We start from the raw sequence: 21,106 nt of genomic DNA, 5'->3' as shown, positions 1-21,106 counted from the left end.
GGATGCAGTACCGACCCGGCCTCATCGACGGCCTCATCGCCAAAACCGGCCTCGACCTCCAGCCGCCGTAACCCCAGCCATTGAAGATCTCTAGATGGCAACCCGTTCCTCAGTGACCATGACGGCCACCGAATTCATGTCAATGAACGTGCTCTCGTCCGGGTTCACCAATTCCTTGTAATTCTTGGACGCGAAGAAGGCGTCGTGATCTGCCCAGCTTTCAAACCAGATTTCGGTGAGTCCGTCGTAGGCCGGACTCGGGTACCCTTCGGCGGCTATCGGGTGGGAGACGGTGTACTTCTTCACGTACTGCCGCGCTTCCGGAATGGAGCTGAACAAGGGAACGTGGCGGTCCCGGTGATGCTCGACGAATTCCCCGAAGGTCATTCCATCGACACGGTTGACCATGAAAGCGAACTTGATCACGGACTTCTCCCTTTCGTGTTCCCGCGGATGCGCGAGCCATGGGGTTAACCTAAACGCTCACATCGGTGTCATGGGCAAGGCGCTGTGACTCAGCGCACGGGGGGTTGGGGTGGGGATGCGGATCGGTGAACTGTCCGCCCGGACGGGAGCGAGCCGTCGATCACTGCGCTACTACGAGCAGCAGGGTTTGCTGGTCAGTACGAGGTCTCCCAGTGGCCAGCGGTGCTACGACGATGAGCACGTCCAGCGGGTAGCGCTGATCCAGGTATTCCTGGCCGCCGGAATGTCCAGCAGAACCATCGCTCAGTTGGTCCCCTGCATGACTCAGCCCAACACGGACAGAGCCCGGCAAGCCCTGGCGGCGATGGACCAGGAGCGAACCCGCATTTCGTCCGCGATTGACAGCCTGGCCGCCGCAAGGGAAGCGCTTGATCACCTGATGGACGTCAACCAGAGATTCCTGGCGGACGTGGCGGACGTGGCGGACGTGGCGGATGACGCGGCTCGCGCTCAAAAGCTTTCCCTGGCCGACATCCTCCGGGAGCGGACGAGCCGGTAACGAGGCGGGATGGCGATCTGTTGCGTGATGGGCCCCTACCGCGGGTATCGCCCGGCGGTACCGCGCTCAGACGATCACGTAGGGCGGGGCGGTGGCGAAGGCACCCGCGAGCATCGTGTTGCCCGCTTGCCGGGCGAGCTGACGCATCGCCGAGGTGGCCCCGACCGCGTTGAGGTAGAAATCCCAGAGGTAGGCGGTCTCGTAGCGCCACGCGCCGTTGTAGGCCCAGTCCGAATCCGCGCCCGTCAGGCCGCCCCCGTAGGCTGAGCCGGCCGGGAAGATGGCGTTGTGTCTCGATCCGCCCAGGTGACGGGCCTCGTGGACGAGCGTCGAGGCGCGAATGGGGACTCCCTGTTCGTACCACATGGGCTTATACAGTTCGAGGTGGGCCCCGCCGAGCACGGGGACGCCGTAGAACGACTTCGCGATGAGCGCGCCCGTGCCACAGAAGGATCGCAGGTCCGTGACGTTCTCCCGGACGTATCGGCGTGCCCAGTTCAAGATGGGCTGGCTGTAGTCGTCCAGCGCCCAGTTCTGGGCCGAATAGCCGAGCAGGGCGAGTGCGTTGTACGTCCGGGCCAACGGCAGGTCGGTGTCGATCGGGGCCTCGTAGCCGAAGCCATTGGACCAGTAGCTCTTGTTGCTCTTGAACCCGTACGTGAGCCAGAAGTAGTCGGATATCGCCGGCTGGCCGATCCACAGCAGCCCGTATCCGTTGTCTCCGGAGACGTTCTTGTCCGGCACCGTCGCGGAACAGGGTGCGGGCATGGCCGCTCCTCCTTCCACATCATCGAGACGTGGGCGACTGCGGTTCGGGCTGTGAGCCCTCTGCTTTCCCGGGGTTCAGGACATGGTCGACGCGGTCGATCCGCCGGACTTCCTCAAGGTCCGTCACCCGGAAGCCGAGCACCTCACGGTCCGGCTCGCGAACCAGCGCCCCCACGTCGACACCGGCCCGGTCACCGAGCTCCCTCAGCGCGACGATGCAGGCCACGCGTACGGCACGCTGACCGTCGCCCACGTGCCGTGCCAACAGTTCGACGGCCTCGCGGTCCCCCTGCCCGGCCAGCCGGACAAGGCCTTCGACGGCCGTCGTACGGAGGATCACTTCACGGACGGCCGGGGGGAAACGGTGTTCGTGCTCGGGGGCGCGCTCCTGTGGGATCGGGGTAGCCACCATGTCCCCGAGGAGTTCACAGGCCGACGAGAGGCGCAGATCGGTGAGTAGCTGCACGAGCCCCCACCGCTCGACGTACGCCGCCTGGGGCAGGGACTCCCACCCGCGCCGCACAAGGGCGACAAGGTCGCCTTGTGGCCTCCTCCTCAACTCATCGAGCGCCGCCTGGTATCGCTCCTCGGCGTGTTCCCCCACACCGCCCATGGCCCGGGTCGCGGCAATGAACGCGGGAGCCAGGTCGGTGAACTCTCTGAGAAAGGCCCACGGTCCCGGTCCGTGCTCCTCCATCTCCATGGTCTGTCCTGCCTCCCGCTTCGATTCCCGGTCGGCATGGTCACGACGCGAGCTGGTGAGGCGCCTCCAACTCCAGTGTGCGCGGGAGATCCCGTCGCGGCGACTCGATCTTGCCACCGGATCCGGCGTGTGCCGCCGCCCCCACCCCGACCAGCCATACGGGCCCCATCAGCGCAGTTGGGGACGCGTGCGCGGGGATGAGCGCCGAGAGGAGAGGCGCCCGGCCGGGCAGCCTGCCTTTGGGAGTGCCCCAAGGTTGCGTACATGGTCAGCACCGGCCCGGACGGTGTCCGGCTTGCTGCCCTGCGCCGCCCTTGCGCATCCCGGGTCTCCCTGGCCGCACGAGTGGGTCAGGCGGGTCAGGGCCGGTTGTACCACTCGCACATGGCTGCCGTGTTCGCCTCAAGGCAGATGCTGACGGACGCCGCCCCGCCAGGCACATCCGCAGGGAGCCCGGCGTTGAATTGGTACGTCACGTTGCACCGAGTGCCGCTGCTCCACGTGCCGAGCTCGTTGCCAGAGGCACCGTACGTGCTGAACCGCACCCTGCTGCAGCCGACGGCCCGGTGTGTTCCAGCGGCTCCGACCGACCGGTCGCGCCAAGTCAGGGTGCCGCGGACGGAGCTGGCACCGACCGTGATGTCGAAAGAGGTGCTCGGGTAGGGGGGAGCTGTCTGCGCGCCGGCGGAGGGAGCGCCCAGCAAGGTGCCCGCGGTCACCACGATGGAACCGAGGGCGGCGGTGAGATGAGTCTTCTTCATGCGATCTCCAGGATGGGGACTACGGGCGCGCCCGACGCGCGGTTGCGTGCGGCACCGACCGGTTGAAGCGAAACAGGGCGGTGGCGAACCGGTTCGGCGAAGTCGCGGTCCGTTTCGCGGCGATGACTCTCATCGCCGCGAACAACGCATGGCTGCGGCCTGCCGGATGTGTCAGCCCCGCCCTCCCCCGTACTAGTACAGGCCGTCGACGCAGTAGCCGGCGCGGTAACAGGTCTGGCCCTTGAGGTACTTCTGGTTTTCGTCGGTCATGTAGACCCAGATCTTGTCGGACCCACCGACGACGTTCGCGGCAAGGGTGAAGTCCGCCGGCCCGGAACGATTGCACCAAGTACTGCTGCTCTTGAAGTCCAGTGAGGTGCTGCCGGCGAACGCCCGCGCGTAGACCCGCCGACAATTGCTGGCCTTGAACGTCGCGTCGATGCCGACCGACCGGTTGGACCAACTGGCCGTGCCTTTGTAGTAGCTCGCCCCATACTCGATCGAGACGGTGGCGGCAGCGGCGCCGACGGCGGTCGCGGGTGTCGCCGCGAAGGCCATCCCGGCAACCGACGCGGCTGCGGTCACGGCCACGCCGGCCTTCCTCGTGCGGCTCTTCACCTTCGACGCGTCTTTCAACCTCACCATGGCAACCACTCCCAGGTTCCTCGAGTGCCGGATGCGCAACCTCACCGTCGTGCGGAGGCGACCGCCTCAGATCGGGCAGTGAACGTTGCTGCCGTTGTTCGGCAACACGACTCCACCACGTGGGGACCTCGCACCGGAAAGCATTCGAGCCAGTTCAAATCCATCGCGACGACTGCTGGGGCCCGGGGCGGTGCTCACCCCGCGAGACCCGGGTGCAGCGGCGCAAGTGACCGTTCACGCAGGGGAGTCGATGCAGCGGAGATCGAGTGTGTTACCCATACGCAATCCCGGGGGCAGGACAAGAGCCCTGGCCGGTGGCAGGATGCACCGCAGCGTGCGCAGCACACGGCGCTGTTGATCTTGCTCGCGCCCTGGTTCGAGCCTGCCCTGGAGGTCCTGTGTCCGCTCGTCCCCCGAAGTCCGTTCGTTTCCCGGTGGCTGCCATAGCCCTGACCGCAGTCGCCGGCCTGCTGATGACGGGCTGCACCAGCACCAAGTCCGACAGCGACGGCGACAAGGGCGCCTCCGGGATCAAGCTCGTCTCGTCCGGCAAGATCAAGACCTGCACGCATCTGCCCTATCCGCCGTTCCAGTCGAAGAAGGACGGCGAGATCGTCGGCTTCGACGTGGAACTGGTCGACCTGGTCGCCAAGGAACTGGGGGTCGAGCAGGAGATCGTCAACACACCCTTCGAGGGCATCGAAACCGGCCAGGACTTCAACATCCGCAAGTGCGACCTGGCCGCCGCGGGCATGACGATCACCGACGAGCGCGACAAGGTGATGGACTTCTCGGACCCCTACTTCAACGCCACCCAGGCGCTGATCACCAAGAAGGGGGAGCCCTACAAGACCTTCGAGGATCTCAAGGGCAAGAAACTCGGCTACCAGAAGGCCACCACCGGCGGCATCTACGCCAAGAAGGAGAGCAAGGGCCTCGACATGGAGCTCGTGGAGTACGAGGACGTCGGCTTGCTGCTCACGGCGGTCAAGGCCGGCAAAGTCGACGCGGGCATCAACGACAACGGCGTGCTCTTCGAATACATCAAGGACAACCCGGACACCGAGGTGACCGCGGAGTTCGACACCGGTGAGAAGTACGGAATCGGCTTCCGCACGGGCAACGACTCACTGCGCACGAAGGTCAACGAGGTCCTCAAGAAGGCCCGGGCCGACGGCAGTTACGACAAGATCTACAAGAAGTGGTTCGGCACCACTCCGCAGAGCTGACCTCGAGCATTCAAACGCCTGACCAGAGGAGTTCTGCACGTATGTCCATGTCCCGACGGCGGCGGGCACGGCTGTTCCGCGGCGTCCAGTACGCCGTGCTGTTCATCGCCATAGCCGTGCTCGCGCTGGTGGCCGACTGGGGGACACTGCGCCAGGCGTTCTTCGACGTGGAGATCGCCAAGGCGCTGTTCCCCGAGGTGATCACCACCGCGCTGGTCAACACTGCCTACTACACGCTGCTCGGCTTCGGCTTCGGCCTGGGGCTCGGCATCGTGCTCGCGCTGATGCGGCTGTCCACGGTGCCTCCGTACCGCTGGATCGCGATCGCCTACATCGAGTTCTTCCGCGGCGTTCCCTCCCTCCTTGTGTTCATCGCGCTCGGCTTCGGTGTGCCGCTGGCCTTCGAGGTCGCGCTCGACATGGACATCACGGTGATGCTGTCTCTGGGCCTGGTGGGCGCCGCCTATATGGCCGAGACGATCCGGGCGGGCATTCTGGCGGTGCCCAAGGGGCAGTCGGAGGCGGCCCGTTCGCTGGGCATGTCACCGGGGCGTGCGATGGTGTCGATCGTGATGCCGCAGGCGTTCCGGATCGTGCTGCCGCCGCTGACCAACGAGCTGATCCTGCTCACCAAGGACTCCTCACTGGTGTATCTGCTCGGCCTCTCGCTCGGCCAGTTCGAGCTGGCCAACTTCGGCCGGGACGCGCTGAACGAGCACAAGAGCCTGACCCCGATCCTGATCGCCGGACTGCTGTATCTCGTCATCACCCTCCCGCTCGGCCAGCTGGTGCGGCGGCTCGAGGCCCGTACGGCGAAAGCCAGGTGAGCACCATGAAGTTGGACAAGGCACCCGACGCGCCCGCACCGTCGGGCCAGGCGATCGAGGTGCGCGAGCTGCGCAAGTCGTTCGGCGATCTGGAGGTGCTCAAGGGCATCGACCTCACGGTCGGGCGCGGTGACGTGGTCTGCGTCATCGGCCCTTCGGGCTCCGGCAAGTCGACTCTGCTGCGCTGCGTCAATCTCCTGGAAGAGCCCACGTCGGGCACGGTGACGGTGGCCGGCACGGAGGTCACCGACCCCGATGTGGACATCGATCGCGTACGCCGTCGGATCGGCATGGTCTTCCAGTCCTTCAACCTCTTCCCGCACCTGACGGCGCTGGAGAACCTGACCATCGCGCAGCGCCGTGTGCTGCGGCGCGGCAAGGAGGAGGCGGAGCGCATCGCGCGGTCCAACCTCGCGCGGGTGGGCCTCGTCGACAAGGAGCGGTCCTATCCGGCGCAGCTCTCCGGCGGCCAGCAGCAGCGGGTCGCGATCGCTCGGGCGCTGTCCATGGACCCCGAGTTGATGCTCTTCGACGAGCCGACCTCCGCGCTCGACCCGGAACTGGTCGGGGACGTACTCGCGGTGATGCGCTCGCTCGCCCGGGAGGGGATGACGATGCTGGTCGTCACCCATGAGATGAGCTTCGCGCGCGAGGTCGCCGACCGGGTGGTCTTCATGGACGACGGAGTGATCGTCGAGGAGGGCACGCCCGAACGTGTGGTGGGCGACCCGCAGCACGAGCGGACCCGGACGTTCCTTGCGCGCGTACTCGATCCTGCGGCGGCGGAGGTGGGCGAGGTCCCGGACACAGGACCGCACGAGAAGCGCGTGGACCGCTGAGTGCGCCTAGTAGTGCTTTGTCAGGTGGTGTCGTAGGGCTGCCAGGTGGGTTGTCGGCGGGTGGGGCAGGTGCCGGTCCAGGTGCGGTCCAGGTGGCGATGAGGTGTTGGAGGAGGTCCAGGGCCTGGTAGAGCTGCCGAGCCATCCCCGGGTGAACAGCGGCCGTCCTTGGGGAAGCCGGTGTCGTCCACCACCCACGCCTGCGGCCGCACCACCGCCACCGCCTGCCATGCCAGCCGGGACCGCACGTGTGTTCTTTTGGCCTGGCGGCCGTCCGGGGCCTGGACGAGATGGTTTCGGTGCTTGGGCCGGGCAGGCCGATTGTGGGCGGATGTGCCGAAGATCGTCGGGCGGGGGAGTCGCAGTTGGGTACAGGCGGCGAGGATCAGCCAGGTCCGTCGGTCGGCTGCCTCGGGGCTGCGGGCCTTCGGGGAGGCCCACGCAGGACCGGTGGGTCGGCTTGGGGTGCAGCCGGTCCCAGGACCGGGCCCCGGCGGTGCCGTAGAGGCGGGTGTCGGTGTTGGTTTCGGTGTCCGGGGTGTTCCAGGTGTCGGGTTGCCCGAAGACGAACTCACCCCCGCACTCGGCCGCTCACTTGGCGCCGCCGCTGTCCAGGCGGACGAGCATCTTGCCAATGCTCGCGCCGCTGAGGACGCCCAGGAACGCGGCCGGGGCGTGGTCGAGGCCGTGCACCACGGTCTGCTCGGTGTGCAGGGTGCCATCGGCCAGCCAGGCGGCGCCCTGCTTGATCCAGTCGGGGAAGAGGCGGAAGTACGAGTTCACCAGCAGGCCGCGCAGGCTGAGCTCCTTGGTGTACGCCTGGAAAAGGTTGGTCGGGCCCGGCACCGGGGCGGTGGCGTTGTACGCGCTGATCGCGCCGATCAAGGCGAAGCGGGCGCCGGGGCGAGCGGCGTTGATGGCCGCCTCCAGGTGGTCGCCGCCGACGTGGTCGAGGTAGATGTCGATGCCCCCGGGAGCCGCCTTCGCCAGCTGCTCGGCGATGGGGGCGGCCTTGTAGTCCAGGGCCGCGTCGAAGCCGAAGTCGTCGAGCAGCTTGGCCGTCTTGGCCGGGCCGCCCGCCGAACCGATCACCCGCGCGGCGCCGAGGCGGCGGGCCAGCTGCCCGGCCACGCTGCCGACGGCGCCGGCCGCGGCGGAGACGAACACCACGTCGCCCTCCCGCACCGGCGCGACCTCGGTGACGGCGGCGTACGCCGTCAGACCGGTGGTTCCCAGCACGCCCAGGTACGCCTCGGCAGGGGCGAGCGCCGTGTCGACCACGGAGACCGCGGCGGCGTCCAGCGCCGCGTACTCCCGCCACCCGGCGAAGTGCGACACCGTGGCACCGGCCGGGACCGCCGGCGCCCGGGAGGCGACGACCTCGCCCACCGCGCTGCCCTCAAGTGCGACGCCGAGCTGGAACGGCGGGATGTAGGAGGGGACGTCGGTCATCCGGCCGCGCATGTACGGGTCGACCGACATCCAGTCGTTGCGGACCAGGATCTCGCCGTCGGCCAGGTCCGGTATGTCGGCGTGGACCAGGTCGAAGTTCTCGGCGCCGGGGGCGCCGGTGGGGCGCGAGGCCAGGCGGATCTCGCGGCTGGTGCGGGGGATGGAGGCGGGGGTGCGCGTAGGGGTGGTCATGAGTGGCTCCTTGAGGTAGTTCCGGGAGTTCCCCGCAGCAGCACGAAGGCGAGGACAAGCGCCGCCGCCACGAAACCGGCGGCGGTCAGGAAGGCCGCGTGATAGCCCTCGAGCAGCGCGGACCTGGCGGCCTCGCCGCCGGATCCGACGCTGTCCGCGCTGCCCGCTTCGAGGCCGCTCGTACGGGCGGTGACAACCGCGCTCATCACGGCGAGGCCGATGGCGCCGCCGATCTGCTGCGTGGTGTTGAACAGGCCGGAGGCGATGCCGGACTCCTCAGGGGCGACGGCGGCCATGCCGAGCCCCATCATGGCGGGCGCGGCCAGGCCGAAACCGATGCCCATCAGCAGGGACGCGGGCAGGAAGTCCACCGCGTACGTGCCGTCCGCTCGGCTGAACGACAGCAGCACGAAGGCCGCCGTGATCAGGACGAGCCCCAGGTACAGTAGCGGCCGCTGCCCGAACTTCATGATCAGGCGGGCCGAGAGGCCGAGCGAGATCACCGCGATGACAGCGGCGACCGGCATGAAGCCGAGCCCCGCCGCGAGCGCGCTGTAGCCAAGCACCTGCTGCAGATACAGCGTCCCGAAGAACAGCAGCCCGAACATGCCTGCGATCACCATGAACTGCACGGCGTTCGCCGCGGTCAGCCGCCGCGAGCGGAACAGCCGTAGCGGCAGCAGCGGCCGCTCGGCGCGGGCCTGCCGTACGACGAATCCGGCGAGCAGCGCGAGGGCGAGCACGCCGAGCAGCAGGGTCCGGGCGGAGACCCAGCCGGCCTGCTCGGCGTCGACGATGGTGTAGACGAGCAGCATCATGCCGGCCGTGGCCAGGGCGGCACCGAGGAAGTCGGTGCCCTTGCCCAGGCCCTGCGACTCGTCCTTACGGATCGCACGAAGGCCGAGGGCGATGACCGCCGCGCCGATCGGTACGTTGATGAAGAAGATCCAGTGCCAGCTGAGCAGGTCGGTCAGGACGCCGCCGAGCAGTGGCCCGACCGTGCCGCCGCCCGCGGAGGCGAAGCTGTAGGCGCCGATGGCCTGGGCTTGCCGGCGCGCGTCGGTGAACTGGGTCGCCACCATGCCGAGAATGCAGGCCGAGGCGATCGCGCCGCCGACGCCTTGCAGGAACCGGAAGCCGATCAGCGTGGCCTCACTGGTCGCGAATCCGCACAGCAGCGAGGCCGCGCTGAAGAGTGCGACGCCGACGAGGAAGACCCGCTTGCGCCCGATCAGGTCACCGAGTCGGCCGGCGAGCAACAGCAGCCCGCCGAACGGGACGACGTAGGCGTTGACCACCCAGACCAGGTTCTCCGCGGAGAAGCCGAGGCCGCGCTGCACGGTCGGGAGGGCGACATTGACGATGTTCTGGTCGATGACGATCATCACTTGCCCGATGCAGAGCACGGTGATCGTCAGCCAGGGCGATGTGGCTCGCGGCCGCTCGGCCACGGCCTTCGCGGTGACCGCCCGCCCGGTCACGGTCTGCCCGTGAAGGTACGGACGTAGTGCTCGGCGATCTCGTCGCTGGTTGCCGTCCACACGCCCGGGTGGTTCACGACGTATTCCAGCGCCTGGTCGAGGTACTTGGTCCGGAACGCCTGACCGATGACGAACGGATGCAGCGCCAGCGCCATCACCCGGCCGCCGGCGGCCGAATCGTCGTACAGCTGGTCGACCTGGTCCTTGACCAGCTGCACGAAATCGGGCCCGGTCATGCCGTGCGTGGTGAAGAGTCCGAGGTCGTTGAGCTCGACCGAGTACGGCACGCTCAGCATGCCAGGGACGTTCAGCGGGTACGGTTGATCGTCATTGGTCCAGTCGAGCACGTAACCGAGGCCGAGCTCGGCAAGCAGCGCCGGCGTCCGGAAGGTCTCGGTGAGCGCCGGGCCGAGCCAGCCGCGCGGCCGCTGCCCGGTGGCCTTCTCGATCGTCTCGACGACGCCGATGAGATAGCCGCGCTCGTCCTCCTCCGTCATCCCGGCCTGCAGGGTGGAGTTGTCGCGGCCGTGCGCGAGCCACGCCCAGTTACGGGCCAGGCCGGCCTCGACGATCTGCGGATAGTGCTCGCAGACGGCGGAGTTGAGCAGCGCGCTGGCGCGTACGCCGTGCCGGTCGAGGGCCTGCATGACGCGCCAGATACCCACCCGGACGCCGTATTCGCGCCAGCCGTGGTTCAGCGGGTCCGGGACGAGCGCGGCGGTCGCCTCGTTCAGACTGGTCGAGGGGGTGCCGAGCTGGAAGTGTTCGATGTTCAGCCCGACGTAGAACGCCACCCGGGCGCCGCCGGGCCAGCTGAAGCGCTCCCGCTCGGTGATCGGACTGTAGTCGTAGAGCTCGTTGTCCATCGCCATGGCCTACATGCTGTCCGCTGACACCTGCCGGAACGAGAGCGACCTGACCTACGATCGGTGCGCGAAGCTCACCAGTTGGCTTCACGGGGCGGGGGCGGGGCGGTGGTCAGCGATGCTGGAGCGGCATGAGATCGAGGCATTTCTGGCCGTAGCCGAGGAGCTGCACTTCCGCCGCGCCACCGAGCGGCTCGGGCTCGCCCAGGGCCGGGTGAGCCAGATCGTCGGCCGGCTCGAACGCCGCCTGGGCGTCGCGCTCTTCGCCCGTACGAGCCGCAAGGTAACCCTGACCCCGGCGGGGCAGCGCCTGTACGACGGCCTGGCCCCGGCCCACCAGGAGATCCAGGAGGCGGTCGCGCAGGCACTGGCGACCGGCAAGGGCATCACCGGCACGCTGCGCGTGGGCTTCTCCTCGGCGTGGGCGGGCGACATGGTGCTGCGGACCGCCGAGGCCTTTCGCCGCACCCACCTCGGCTGCCTGGTCGAGATCCAGGAGATCCCGCTCTACGACACCTTCGGCCCGCTGCGCGCCGGCGGGGTGGATCTGCAGCTCACCGAGTTCCCGGTGGAGGAGCCCGACCTGGTGGCCGGCTCGGTGATCTTCTCGGAGACCCGGGCGATGATGGTGCCCGCGGACCACCCGTTCGCCCGGCAGGAGTCGGTCTCCGTGGAGGACCTGGCCCGCGCCCCGCTGATCGGCGTCACGGGCGACAGCCCGCCGTACTGGCGCGAGTACATCTGGCCCAGCAAGACGCCGCAGGGCAAGCCGATCCCCCAGGGCCCCACCTTCGTGTACTGGCTGGAAGTCCCCCCGCTCGTCGTCTCCGGCCGCGGCATCTCCGTCGCGTCGCTGCTCGCCGCCCGCTACCACGGCCGCCCCGGCCTCACCTACGTCCCGTTCTGCGACGCTCCGTCCATCGACTACGGCCTGATCTGGCGCCGCGACGGCTTCACGTCCCGGGTACAGGCGTTCACGGACACGCTGTGCCGCATACGCGCGGGGCGGCCGTAGGGCCTCCTTTCAGATCCTGTCGGCCGGCACGGGGAGGTGCCATCCGGCCCGCCGGTCACCGAAATGCGCAAGCGGGAAGCCTGATCGCAGCAACGCACAATTTTCCTGGGACCTTCGAGCCGAAGGCGTGCCGATGTACAGTAAGGGAAGCCCCTGACCTGCATAAAGCTAGCGGGGAGCCGTCCTCAAGGAGTCCAAAGTGCTGCGCACTCTGTTCAAGTCCAAGATCTAGCGTTTGGGTGTTTTCGCAGGTCAGAGCCCTGGCTGCGGCCTCTGGGTCAGCAAACGGTCAGCATCGGGCGCGGGAGCGTCCCAGCTTGCTGTCCAGGTGGCCGCCATGACGGGGGACCTGGACGCAGGTGCCTGGCTCCCGCTTGGGACGTTCGCTGCGTTACTCGGCAGCTCGTCCGCGGCATGCGCTGGAGTCATGGGCCCGGCTTCGGCACCGTCGTCATTTCCGATACCGAGACCGAAGCCGCAGCCGACTCCACTGAGGCGGCCCTCCGCGTGACCTACTGCGTCATGATCACCCGCGCCCGCATGCGGGGCTGGTCCGGGTCTGCAGGGCAGCCGGTTGCCGCGCCACCTGGGGGCCTGCGCGGGTAGGCGATGATGTGCCAAGCGCCCACTGGGTGAGATGCCCGAGGGAAGGGCGGTCGGCCGCCCGACCCGTACGTACGAAAGGGGAGCCCCGTATCCGTCACGCCGCCGCCTCCCAGCAGCGATACTGGATGCATGGACACGACGACCACCGCGCCCCGCGCCGAGGTGCTGCGGGACCGCTATCGCAGCCGACTGCCCGAGCGCTTGCAGGAGCTGGCCGGCCCCATCGAGGGCAACGTGGACCTGCCGCTCCACATCGTCTGGTCCGGGCGGACGAGCTACAGCCTGGACCGTCCGAAGTCCCGCATGACGCTCTACAGGACCGTCCTCGCCGAAGGACTGAGTGAGGACCTGGCGGCCCTCCTGCACCACCGGCTGCTCACCGAGCAGTGGCCCGTGCTGCGGCGCTTGATCAGTCCCTACATCCGCGAGGTCTGGGAGGATGCCTTCCCCGAGCTGCTCCGCACCGCTCCGGCCGACACGACCGCCGCGTGAAGCTCACTCCGCTCCACGAGCGTCTCCTCGCCGACATCCTCGACCTCGGATCCCCCTACCCTCTGGTCCTCACCGGCGGATACGCCGTGCAGGCCCACGGCCTGGTCGAACGCTTCAGCCGTGACCTCGACGTCGCCACCGAGAACCCCGCTCCGATGCAGGAGATCGTCGCCTCACTCACAGTCGGCCTCAGCGGGCGCGGATGGCGGACCACGCACGTTCAGACCGATCCGCTCAGCGGCCGGTTTCTCGTCACCGATCCGGACACCGGCGAGGAGTGTGAGGTCGACGTCCTCAAAGAGGCGTTCTGGGCGCCGCCTGCCCAGACCCCCTACGGCCCCGTTCTTTCCCTCGACGACGTGATCGGCACCAAGGTCCGTGCCCTCGCCGACCGCGGCACCGTCCGTGACCTCATCGACGTCCAGGCCGCCTCCCGCCACCGCTCCACCGCCGACCTCGAATCCCTGGGCCGCCGTCGCGCCCACGACGAGTTCAGCCTCGAAGACCTCCGGGACCGGCTGATCGGCGCGGACTGGTACGAGGATGAGGACTACACCGCATACGGGCTCACCTCCCGGCAGATCGAAGAACTCAAGGCGTGGGCGCTGGCGTGGGCGGAGGATCTGGGTGCGCGGATCCATGACGAGAACGCCTGAGAGGCGGTAGCGCGCCCATTCCCTCTACGGCTGTTGCAAGGAGAGGTTGCGGTGCAGCAGGTTCCAACCCGGAGCCGTCCACAGTGGTGGCTGCCCTACACGGCGGATGCGCAGGTCGGCCGAGCGATACCCCGCAGTGGCCTCACGGCGAAACCGGGCTGCGGTAACGGTCAAACACTGCATCCCGCTCCCACTCTCAGGTCCAGTCAGGGTCCCGACGGTGGAACTCGGTAACGGCCAGCTCGAAGAATTGGTCGGAAGGCTTCCGGCTGGATCCATTTACTACCAGTGCTGACAGCATCAGGGAGGTCATGGCGGACGACCCGGTGAAGGGAGGCCGGCCGACGACGAGTCTTCGTAATGTGGTACTTGCACGGCGCCGTGCACCGTCGTCGAGCCTGGGGGAAGCAGAGGGTGACGCGGGGGCCTTGGCGAGGTGGAGGCCGCCCACCTCCTCGAAGCCTCCTGTCCGGCCTGCCGTCGTTTTCACACCTCCTGAACCGCCCTCGGACGCGACCCCGCTCGAGGCTCGGTCCCCGCGCCACCCAGCAAGGGGGCTGGGCCTCTCCCGTCCCGTCCAATGCCAGGCATCCTTCGACCTCGGACATTGAAGATCAAGCTAGAGGCGCAGGCCCGGCACGCGTTCCTCCAGCGTGACCAGCCGTCCAGCGAATCGCCGGGCCGCGGCCTCAACGTCGTTCCGCCCTTGGTAGAGCTCCCGGTGGGAGACGTCGTCGCGGATGAGGTCCAAGAAGTCGGTGTACCGCTGATAGCCCAGCGATTTGCTGCATCTCAGGAGCCACCGCGCTCCGTCGTTGGCCAGGGCCACGAAGGCGTGGGGAGTGTCCTTGCCCTGCGGGCCTCGCACCAGCTTGTGCAGGACCTCCACAGCGTTGCAGGCTTCCTCCAGCAGGGACCTGTCCGTGGGGTTGGCGGCGGACCACTTGAGCCGAAGCCGCGCGCTGCAGGTGCGGAGATAGCGGTCGTTCTCGCCGCCTTCGCATCCCTGTCCCGCCTGGACGTAGCTGAGGGCGGTCGGGAAGTCGCTGTTGTCGATCTCGAACTCGGCTCGCTGCAGCCAGTAGTGACGATCGTCGTGGAGTAAGTCGTGAGCAGCCTGGTAGGTCCTGCGGGCGGCAGCAGGATCTCCGAAGAGCCCGCCCAGGACGCTGTGGTTCAGTAGGCGGATCATGGTGCGGCGATCAGGGTGCTTGTCGTCCTTGATGAAGCGTGCTTTCTCCGCGTAGGCGGACAGCAGCTTGAGCATCACGATTTCCAGGTCGGCGGGTCGGTTCGCCAGCGCACTCATCACCACCTCGTCCGCGAGCGTGCGCTGTCTGGACCGCAGCATCTGACCGATCGTGGTGATGAGCAGGCCCATTTCCTTGAGGCCCTCCACCGCGAGCCGGTCCCTATGGGTGGGGGCATCCGGATAGGAGAGGATCTCCAGCAGGCTGGTGCTGCTGATGTCCTTACTGCGGAAAACCGTCTCGGAGTTGAAGATGCAGACGACGGCATAAGCCCACTGAAATTCACAACCGTATTTCGCGAGTTCATCGTATTCGCTGATGACCTTCTCGCGGAGGGTGCTGCCGGTCACGGCCTTAATCATCGCGGCCAGAAGTCCTTTTTCGGACATTCTCTTGAGTTCGTCAAGTCGCGCTGATCTGTTCAGGCCCTTGAGGTCGGAGATGAGCGTGTTCTTGTCCAGCGCCTTGATCAGCTTTTTCAGGTCGCCGTCCGTGATTTCGCGATTGAGGTTGACGACCTCGGCAGGAAATCCCGCGGGGATTTCGTTGTACCGGCTGCTTCTGATGGAAGCAATCACCAGCCGCCGGCCGTTGTCGTTCAACCTGCGCATGAAGTCGGAGGCGCTGCTCTTGAACAGGTCGATGTCGTCGACGAACACGGCTCCCAGGTTTTGCTGTTGCACTTGGCTCGCCACGGCGAACGAGGAAATCTGGGTGCCGCGATCGACCCATCCCACGTGCCAGGCATGCTTCTGGTGCAGGTGGTGGGCGACCTGCATCAGCGTGGTGGTCTTCCCGGTGCCGGCGCTGCCCTTGACGAGGACGATGGGCAGTCGCCCCTCGGCGGAGGGGGCGGTGCGTTCCAGTACCTCGTCGAAGAGGGACAGGCGGGGAGCGAGTTGTTTCGCCTTGATGTCGCCCCAGTGGGGGTCCCGTCCCCGCAGGAAGGTGGAGTCACCCTCCCGGGCGCCGGCCAATAGCTGGTCGACCCGTTCCACCCCCACCCCGTGCACGGTGCTCTCGTGAGCTCGAGAGAGGAGCTGCCTGCCCTGCTGATAGGAGATGCCGCCCGGGGCGAGTTGAGTGGCGACGAAGTTCGACGCCTCCATCCGGATGTGCTGGAGGCCGGTGGCGCGCAGGCGGGCCCTGGCGGTCGGGGTCCCTTCCGGACCCACGAGAAACGTCGGGTATCCGGCCCGATCAACGTGCCGGTCCGCCGCCCTCAGCGCATCCCAGAGGGCAGGGCTGTCGGCCGTCAGGGAGATGAAGAGGGCCGGCCGTTCGAGCAGCTCGGCCCGGAAGCGATTCGCCCAGCTTCGACGAGGATGGCCCCGGGGCAGTTCGTCGGTGTCCCCGAAGTCCGGAGGGGCACTGCCCTCCAGCGGAAGTCCGTGCATCATGACGACCTCCAGTGCCTCGCGCTTGTCTCCTGGATTCTCTTCGCAGGCGTTGACCAGAGAGACGCCGGCCGGGCTCTTGCTCCTCGCCCTGGAGAACAGGTCCGTGCCCGTGAAGTCGTAGACCCGGTGCCACGGAGCGCGCAGCAGACGGTGCACCGTGGCCGGGACGTCCCCGGCAGGCGCCCGGAGCTCGTCGAGAATGCGCGCCCGCACCTGTTCGGACAAGGACCGGGCAGCCGCCCAGGTTTCCCGGAGGGGATAGGAGAGAACGGTGGGCACCTCGGGGTAGAGGGCTCCCGCCAGGCGGAGGTGCAGCTCGTCGAGAGTGATCGGAGGTGACGGCTCGGGACCCGAGACGAGAACGAGTGCCATCCGTCCCGTGGACAAATTCTGCTGAAAAGCATTGAGGACGGCTGTCCCGTCGTACGGCTCTTCCGGCTCGGCCGCGGGGTGCATGGGCTGAACCGCTGATGCAGCCTGGGGGAGGGAGGCTCCGATCCTACGCCGCTCCGACACATCGGTGACCTCGGCCCGGCCGGCACCAATCTTTGCCACCAGCAGTTGATGGTGGGAGCCGTCACCCGAGGCGACTTCCCAGCGATCCGCGCGCGATCCGCCTCCCGCCACCCTGACCAGAGGCGCCGACTCGGGCGGGAGGTCCGGCAGGGCCCCCGATCGGCCGGTGGCCAGCAGGGTGAGGTCGTTGTCCCGGGTCCAGTCGGCGAAGACACCCCCGACCGCCTGGTCAAGCTGCTCCGAGAAGCACTGCGCGGTGTCGGGCTCGATCTCCTCGGTGACCATGCGGAACACCGTATTGAGGGAGACCAGACCGACCGTGCGACCTCCAGCGTCAAGACGCACGGAGCCGTCACCGGGCAGGAGCCCCCGACGCCAGCCGGTGATGGAGCCCGTTGCTTGGTGGTGCCACCGCATGAAGTCCGCGAAGACCTTTGTCTCCAGCGGTGTGACGACATCCTCCGTGAGATTACCGGCCCAGAGGTCGGGCCCGTCACGTCCCCAGTCCTCGGTTAGGCTGCGAGCAAGGAGCCGGGAGGCGGGCAGAGTTCGGTCACCCAAGCCGGGCACGGGTACGACGTGGGGCTGGTAGTCCCACGCGTCGCAGGCGTCCTGCAACTGGAAGACGAGCTCTTCGGAAGCAAGGTCACCACCGGAACCGCCGAGGACTAAGATGGCGTCCACTCGGTGCCCCGACTCGTGCAAGCGGCCGACATCGGCCAGCGCGAGTCTCCGGGCGGTGTCCCGACCGACTCCGTCCGTAGGCAGCTCACGGATGAGCAGGAAGTATAAGGTCGCGTTTCCTTCAGCCATCCTTCTGCCACCTCAACCCGTTGACCTTGCTGCGCGGGATCTGCAGGGTGTCCTGGGATCCGGTGCAGGTGCCCCTGGCCAATCGGATCTCCACGAACTGGCCCTTGAGGGAGTCCTCGGTGATGTCTCCGCCGACTAGCCTCGACCAGTCCGCCGCCGGACCGCACAGCTCTTTGAGAACGGACCGGTACGAAGGGTCGACGACCACCGCGCCCGGGGCCGTCTTTCGCACCGGGTCGGTGACGATGGTCATTGCGAAGGTGGCCAGGCTCAGGGTCACGGCCACGGCAGCCGCCCGGTTCCCCCAGGCTTGCCGCAGGTCGACCTTCTCCGCTTCTTTCTCGACCTTGTCCAGGACCCGGTTGACCAGCACCTGCCGATCCTCGGTCCGGCTCTGTGTGCTGGGGTCCTTGATGGGGGACGCGACGGCCCACAAGTAGCACCAGGCGGCTACCAGCCAGGTGGCGACCGCGAGGATGGCCGTCGCCTGCGTCCACCACGCATGATCCGTCAGTGTGGCGACGCTCAGCGCTGCCATGAGCCCGCCGGCGAACAGGGTGACCGTTGACTGTGCTGCCTGAGCACGTCCTCTGGCAGAACTGACGGCCTGTACCTGTTGGGCGTAGTAGGTCTCGGCGACGATCGTGCTCACCACTTCGAGGGTCGCCTCGTAGTCGCTCTGATCTGACGCGCCGGTGGCAATCTGCTGATTCGTCACCCTGCTCCCTGCTCATCGGAGGCATGGAAGCTACCAGATTTTTCTGGGGTGGAGAGTGCTCTGCCCATCACCGATGAGTGGATGGCCGAGCGGGAGATGTGCAGCCTCCATTCCGCCTCCTAGTACCAGAAGTTGGGCACCGACCGCCAGCGGCGCGGCTTGCGATCCGACGCCAACAGCGTTGCGGGAAGACGGCTTCGGACTCCTTCGTTGGCACGTACGGAAGCGCCTCAAGTTGAGGGCGTCCCAACGAGCAGACACGTAGCCGGGGTCCAGCGGTTCGTTGTCCCTGACCACGCAGATCCCGATGGCGTCCCGGTGTGTGGTGTAGGGGATCTCTATGGCTGAGTGCGCGGGTTCTGCTCCCTCGGGTGCACCGTCTGCCCGGTGTCTGCTCCCTGCTCAACCGGCAGGCCACCGTGCAACTGTCCGGAGTGAAGGAACAGTTCGACCCCAGGGGGTGCACGGTGGCCTTGTCCCAGCATGATCTACTTCGCCTGTTTGAGTCACTACGTTCGGCCGATGGTCTTGAACTCGTCCGCGAGGTCGCCGAAAGGCTGCTGCAGGACCTGATCGAGGCCGAGGCCACCACCAAGATCGGCGCCGAGTGGGGTGAACACACCGACGCCCGCACGACCTGGCGCAACGGGCACCGGGAGAAGACGGTGACCACGCAGGCCATGGCCTGCCAGTTGAGCAGGGCGCAGCGGGACGCCATCCGGCAGCGTGCGCAGAGTGTTCTCCCGCTTGCTTGACGGCTCATCAGGCAAGTCAGTATCCGGTCAGCATGAGTCCCCGCGCGTTCCGGGGCGGTCGTCTCAATAGACGCCGGTGCGAAGGGAAGCCCTGACGGGAAGCCGTCTCAGCCCGGCCGGAGCGATGTTCCTCACATCGAACGGGGCGTCGGTGTAAGGTCGAGGACGCCTTTGACCTGCACAAAGCAGGCAGGGAGCCATCTTCCAGGAGTCCAAAGTGCTGCGTACTTTGTTCAAGTCCAAGATCCACCGAGCCACCGTGACCCACGCCGACCTGCACTACGTCGGATCCGTCACCATCGACGCCGATCTTCTCGACGCCGCCGATCTGCTGGCCGGCGAGCTGGTGCACATCGTTGACATCACCAATGGCGCGCGCCTGGAGACCTACACCATCGAGGGGGAGCGCGGCAGTGGTGTCATCGGGATCAACGGTGCCGCCGCGCATCTCGTGCACCCCGGTGACCGGGTGATCATCATCAGCTATGCCCAGGTCGAGGACGCCGAGGCGCGGGCGTTCGTGCCGCGGGTCGTCCATGTCGACGAGGCCAATCGTGTGGTGGCTCTCGGTGACGACCCCGCCGAGCCCGTGCCGGGTGACGACGGCATGGCGCGGAGTCCGCTGAGCGTCTGAGCCGCCGCCGGGGGAACGCGGGAAGCGGTGCGCGCCGAACAGTGGAAGGCTTGGGGCCGAAGGCGTCGGGTACGCGGGGGAGAAGCCGACGAACCACTGGCTGGAGGATCACGATGACGCAACCGTTCCCGGAGCCCGGACCGCCCACCCCCGGACCGCCGCCCACCCCCGGGCCGCCCAAGCCGCTGCCCGAACCGGAGCGGCCCTTTCCGGACCCCGTGCCGCAGCCCGAACCGCGGCCCGCTCCTGGGCCCTCCCCCTCTCCGGTCCCCGAGCCGCCGAGCCCGGAACCCCAGCCTCAGCCGGGGCCGATCTCCTGACGCCCATGGGCGGGGCCCCGAGCCCCGCCCATAGGCGCCTCCCTTCAGCCAGGCCCTCTGACGAGACGCCCTGCCCAAGAGCGGGGCGTACCGCATAGCGTGGCCCTCCTGCATCCACGTAAATCCGTGTACGGAGGAGGAGCCGCCCGTGCCCCAGTTCGATCTGCCTCTCGATGAGCTGCGCCGCTACCGGTCCGCATCGGCCGAGCCCGACGACTTCGACGCGTTCTGGGAGAAGACGCTGCTCGAGGCGCGGCAGCATGAGCTGGACGCGCGCTTCGACGCGGTGCCGCTGCCGCTGACCGGGGTGCGCGTCTTCGACGTCACCTACTCGGGGTTCGGCGGGCACGCCGTCAAGGGGTGGCTGGTCGTTCCCGCGGGCGCCGAGGAAGGCGCGCCGCTGCCCGCCGTCGTCGAGTACATCGGGTACGGCGGAGGACGCGGGCTGCCGCACATGCATCTGCTGTGGGCCGCCGCAGGCTACGCGCACTTCGTGATGGACACCCGCGGGCAGGGCAGCGCCGGATGGGCCCAGGGGGACACCCCGGACCCGGTGGGCAGCGGGCCCGCGCACCCCGGCTTCATGACGCGCGGCATCGAGGACCCGCACGAGTACTACTACCGCCGCCTGTACGTCGACGCCGTCCGCGCCGTCGAGGCCGTGCGCTCCCATCCGCTCGTGGACGCCTCCCGCGTCGCCGCGCTCGGCGTCAGCCAGGGCGGTGGGCTCGCCCTCGCGGTCGGCGGGCTCGTGCCCGACCTGGCCGCCGTCGCGTCCGACGTGCCGTTCCTCTGCGACTTCCCGCGCGCCATCACGCTCACCGACCGGCAGCCCTACAAGGAGATCGCGCTGTACCTGAAGGCGCGCCGGGGCGGACAGGAGCGCGTTTTTCAGACACTCTCCTACTTCGACGGCGTGCACTTCGCCGCCCGCGGCCGGGCGCCCGCCCTCTTCTCCGCCGCCCTGGAGGACCAGACCTGTCCGCCGTCCACCGTGTTCGCGGCGCACAACGCGTACGCGGGCAGCGAGCGTTCGATGGAGGTGTACTCCTTCAACGATCACGAGGGCGGCGGCCCCTACCAGCAGGAAGTTCAACTGCGGTGGCTCCAGGGGTGCTTGAAGGGCTGAGGGGTCAGTAGCGGTCGGCAGCCCCGTTGGCAGCCCCCTTCGCGCAACGCCCTT

The 21,106-nt window shown here is 67.8% G+C and carries 18 protein-coding genes and 3 pseudogenes; 10 read left to right on the top strand and 11 right to left on the bottom strand.

The features are described from left to right. Window positions 1-90: 90 nt before the first annotated feature. A complete protein-coding gene (locus ACZ6JY_RS26110) occupies window positions 91-426 on the bottom strand; it encodes an EthD domain-containing protein (RefSeq protein ID WP_469199411.1) in 336 nt (111 codons plus the stop codon). A 115-nt stretch (window positions 427-541) separates the two neighbouring features. On the opposite strand from ACZ6JY_RS26110, the gene ACZ6JY_RS26105 reads away from it, so the two are divergent. Further along, window positions 542-985 carry a MerR family transcriptional regulator gene (locus tag ACZ6JY_RS26105; RefSeq protein ID WP_469199409.1) on the top strand — a complete coding sequence of 148 codons (444 nt, stop codon included), beginning with the start codon at window positions 542-544 and terminating at the stop codon, window positions 983-985. 66 nt (window positions 986-1,051) lie between these two features. On the opposite strand, the gene ACZ6JY_RS26100 is transcribed toward ACZ6JY_RS26105, so the two are convergent. The 3 genes from ACZ6JY_RS26100 to ACZ6JY_RS26090 form a co-directional block, all read right to left on the bottom strand. Next, on the bottom strand, window positions 1,052-1,753 hold the full coding sequence (locus ACZ6JY_RS26100) for a hypothetical protein (protein ID WP_469199407.1): 702 nt from the start codon (window positions 1,751-1,753) through the stop codon (window positions 1,052-1,054). 19 nt (window positions 1,754-1,772) lie between these two features. Beyond that, window positions 1,773-2,456, bottom strand: coding sequence for a HEAT repeat domain-containing protein (locus ACZ6JY_RS26095; RefSeq protein ID WP_469199405.1), 684 nt, complete (start codon window positions 2,454-2,456; stop codon window positions 1,773-1,775). Window positions 2,457-3,409: 953 nt separating this feature from the next. Further along, complete coding sequence (locus tag ACZ6JY_RS26090; protein WP_469199403.1) at window positions 3,410-3,871, bottom strand: hypothetical protein; 462 nt, start codon at window positions 3,869-3,871, stop codon at window positions 3,410-3,412. 464 nt (window positions 3,872-4,335) lie between these two features. Between ACZ6JY_RS26090 and ACZ6JY_RS26085 the strand changes: the two genes are divergently transcribed. The 3 genes from ACZ6JY_RS26085 to ACZ6JY_RS26075 are packed head-to-tail and all read left to right on the top strand — an operon-like array spanning window position 4,336 to window position 6,757. Further along, window positions 4,336-5,091 (top strand): ABC transporter substrate-binding protein, encoded by a 756-nt coding sequence (locus ACZ6JY_RS26085; protein WP_469199434.1) that lies wholly within the window; start codon window positions 4,336-4,338, stop codon window positions 5,089-5,091. A 41-nt stretch (window positions 5,092-5,132) separates the two neighbouring features. After that, window positions 5,133-5,918: an amino acid ABC transporter permease gene (locus ACZ6JY_RS26080; protein WP_469199401.1), complete on the top strand. Its 786-nt coding sequence runs from the start codon at window positions 5,133-5,135 to the stop codon at window positions 5,916-5,918. 5 nt (window positions 5,919-5,923) lie between these two features. Then, window positions 5,924-6,757 (top strand): amino acid ABC transporter ATP-binding protein, encoded by an 834-nt coding sequence (locus ACZ6JY_RS26075; protein WP_469199399.1) that lies wholly within the window; start codon window positions 5,924-5,926, stop codon window positions 6,755-6,757. 146 nt (window positions 6,758-6,903) lie between these two features. On the opposite strand, the pseudogene ACZ6JY_RS26070 reads toward ACZ6JY_RS26075, so the two are convergent. The 5 genes and pseudogenes from ACZ6JY_RS26070 to ACZ6JY_RS26050 all read right to left on the bottom strand — a co-directional run. Then, window positions 6,904-7,005 (bottom strand): annotated as a pseudogene (locus ACZ6JY_RS26070) (transposase); the annotation flags it as partial. Then, window positions 6,995-7,336: pseudogene (locus ACZ6JY_RS26065) on the bottom strand (NF041680 family putative transposase); the annotation flags it as partial. The pseudogenes ACZ6JY_RS26070 and ACZ6JY_RS26065, both read right to left, overlap by 11 nt. Window positions 7,337-7,348: 12 nt before the next feature. Continuing rightward, window positions 7,349-8,401, bottom strand: a complete 1,053-nt coding sequence (locus ACZ6JY_RS26060) for an NADP-dependent oxidoreductase (protein WP_469199397.1) — start codon at window positions 8,399-8,401, stop codon at window positions 7,349-7,351. Then, a complete protein-coding gene (locus ACZ6JY_RS26055) occupies window positions 8,398-9,882 on the bottom strand; it encodes an MFS transporter (protein ID WP_469199394.1) in 1,485 nt (494 codons plus the stop codon). Before ACZ6JY_RS26055 ends, ACZ6JY_RS26060 begins: the two co-directional genes overlap by 4 nt. Next, window positions 9,879-10,754: a polysaccharide deacetylase family protein gene (locus ACZ6JY_RS26050; protein ID WP_469199392.1), complete on the bottom strand. Its 876-nt coding sequence runs from the start codon at window positions 10,752-10,754 to the stop codon at window positions 9,879-9,881. Before ACZ6JY_RS26050 ends, ACZ6JY_RS26055 begins: the two co-directional genes overlap by 4 nt. Window positions 10,755-10,866: 112 nt before the next feature. Between ACZ6JY_RS26050 and ACZ6JY_RS26045 the strand changes: the two genes are divergently transcribed. From ACZ6JY_RS26045 to ACZ6JY_RS26035, 3 genes are all read left to right on the top strand, one after another. Next, window positions 10,867-11,763: a LysR family transcriptional regulator gene (locus ACZ6JY_RS26045; RefSeq protein ID WP_469199390.1), complete on the top strand. Its 897-nt coding sequence runs from the start codon at window positions 10,867-10,869 to the stop codon at window positions 11,761-11,763. 735 nt (window positions 11,764-12,498) lie between these two features. Then, a complete protein-coding gene (locus tag ACZ6JY_RS26040; RefSeq protein WP_469199388.1) occupies window positions 12,499-12,861 on the top strand; it encodes a hypothetical protein in 363 nt (120 codons plus the stop codon). Continuing rightward, window positions 12,858-13,517: a nucleotidyl transferase AbiEii/AbiGii toxin family protein gene (locus ACZ6JY_RS26035; RefSeq protein WP_469199386.1), complete on the top strand. Its 660-nt coding sequence runs from the start codon at window positions 12,858-12,860 to the stop codon at window positions 13,515-13,517. Before ACZ6JY_RS26040 ends, ACZ6JY_RS26035 begins: the two co-directional genes overlap by 4 nt. A 619-nt stretch (window positions 13,518-14,136) precedes the next feature. Here ACZ6JY_RS26035 and ACZ6JY_RS26030 read toward each other — a convergent pair. Together ACZ6JY_RS26030 and ACZ6JY_RS26025 are read right to left on the bottom strand one after the other, a co-directional pair. Next, the gene (locus ACZ6JY_RS26030; RefSeq protein WP_469199384.1) at window positions 14,137-17,496 is read right to left on the bottom strand and encodes a P-loop NTPase; all 3,360 of its coding nucleotides are present in this window, start codon (window positions 17,494-17,496) and stop codon (window positions 14,137-14,139) included. Further along, window positions 17,489-18,214 (bottom strand): hypothetical protein, encoded by a 726-nt coding sequence (locus ACZ6JY_RS26025; protein WP_469199382.1) that lies wholly within the window; start codon window positions 18,212-18,214, stop codon window positions 17,489-17,491. Before ACZ6JY_RS26025 ends, ACZ6JY_RS26030 begins: the two co-directional genes overlap by 8 nt. A gap of 467 nt (window positions 18,215-18,681) precedes the next feature. Between ACZ6JY_RS26025 and ACZ6JY_RS26020 the strand changes: the two are divergent. The 3 genes and pseudogenes from ACZ6JY_RS26020 to ACZ6JY_RS26010 form a co-directional block, all read left to right on the top strand. After that, window positions 18,682-18,912, top strand: a pseudogene (locus ACZ6JY_RS26020) (transposase); the annotation flags it as partial. Between the two features lie 274 nt (window positions 18,913-19,186). Beyond that, the gene (gene panD, locus ACZ6JY_RS26015) at window positions 19,187-19,603 is read left to right on the top strand and encodes an aspartate 1-decarboxylase (protein WP_469199380.1); all 417 of its coding nucleotides are present in this window, start codon (window positions 19,187-19,189) and stop codon (window positions 19,601-19,603) included. Between the two features lie 468 nt (window positions 19,604-20,071). Then, on the top strand, window positions 20,072-21,052 hold the full coding sequence (locus ACZ6JY_RS26010; protein WP_469199378.1) for an acetylxylan esterase: 981 nt from the start codon (window positions 20,072-20,074) through the stop codon (window positions 21,050-21,052). The last annotated feature ends 54 nt before the right edge of the window (window positions 21,053-21,106 follow it).

It is taken from the genome of Streptomyces sp. NPDC046335 (genome assembly GCF_055587985.1).
The sequence above is the reverse complement of the archived record's forward strand: the minus strand, read 5'-3'. Positions and strand labels throughout refer to the sequence as shown.

Excerpts from the sequence above, each read along its gene's own strand:
- ACZ6JY_RS26105 (WP_469199409.1), top strand. The coding sequence starts at position 542 with ATGCGGATCGGTGAACTGTCCGCCCGGACGGGAGCGAGCCGTCGATCA.
- ACZ6JY_RS26100 (WP_469199407.1), bottom strand. The coding sequence starts at position 1,753 with ATGCCCGCACCCTGTTCCGCGACGGTGCCGGACAAGAACGTCTCCGGA.
- ACZ6JY_RS26095 (WP_469199405.1), bottom strand. The coding sequence starts at position 2,456 with ATGGAGATGGAGGAGCACGGACCGGGACCGTGGGCCTTTCTCAGAGAG.
- ACZ6JY_RS26085 (WP_469199434.1), top strand. The coding sequence starts at position 4,336 with ATGACGGGCTGCACCAGCACCAAGTCCGACAGCGACGGCGACAAGGGC.
- ACZ6JY_RS26080 (WP_469199401.1), top strand. The coding sequence starts at position 5,133 with ATGTCCATGTCCCGACGGCGGCGGGCACGGCTGTTCCGCGGCGTCCAG.
- ACZ6JY_RS26075 (WP_469199399.1), top strand. The coding sequence starts at position 5,924 with ATGAAGTTGGACAAGGCACCCGACGCGCCCGCACCGTCGGGCCAGGCG.
- ACZ6JY_RS26060 (WP_469199397.1), bottom strand. The coding sequence starts at position 8,401 with ATGACCACCCCTACGCGCACCCCCGCCTCCATCCCCCGCACCAGCCGC.
- ACZ6JY_RS26050 (WP_469199392.1), bottom strand. The coding sequence starts at position 10,754 with ATGGCGATGGACAACGAGCTCTACGACTACAGTCCGATCACCGAGCGG.
- ACZ6JY_RS26045 (WP_469199390.1), top strand. The coding sequence starts at position 10,867 with ATGCTGGAGCGGCATGAGATCGAGGCATTTCTGGCCGTAGCCGAGGAG.
- ACZ6JY_RS26040 (WP_469199388.1), top strand. The coding sequence starts at position 12,499 with ATGGACACGACGACCACCGCGCCCCGCGCCGAGGTGCTGCGGGACCGC.
- ACZ6JY_RS26030 (WP_469199384.1), bottom strand. The coding sequence starts at position 17,496 with ATGGCTGAAGGAAACGCGACCTTATACTTCCTGCTCATCCGTGAGCTG.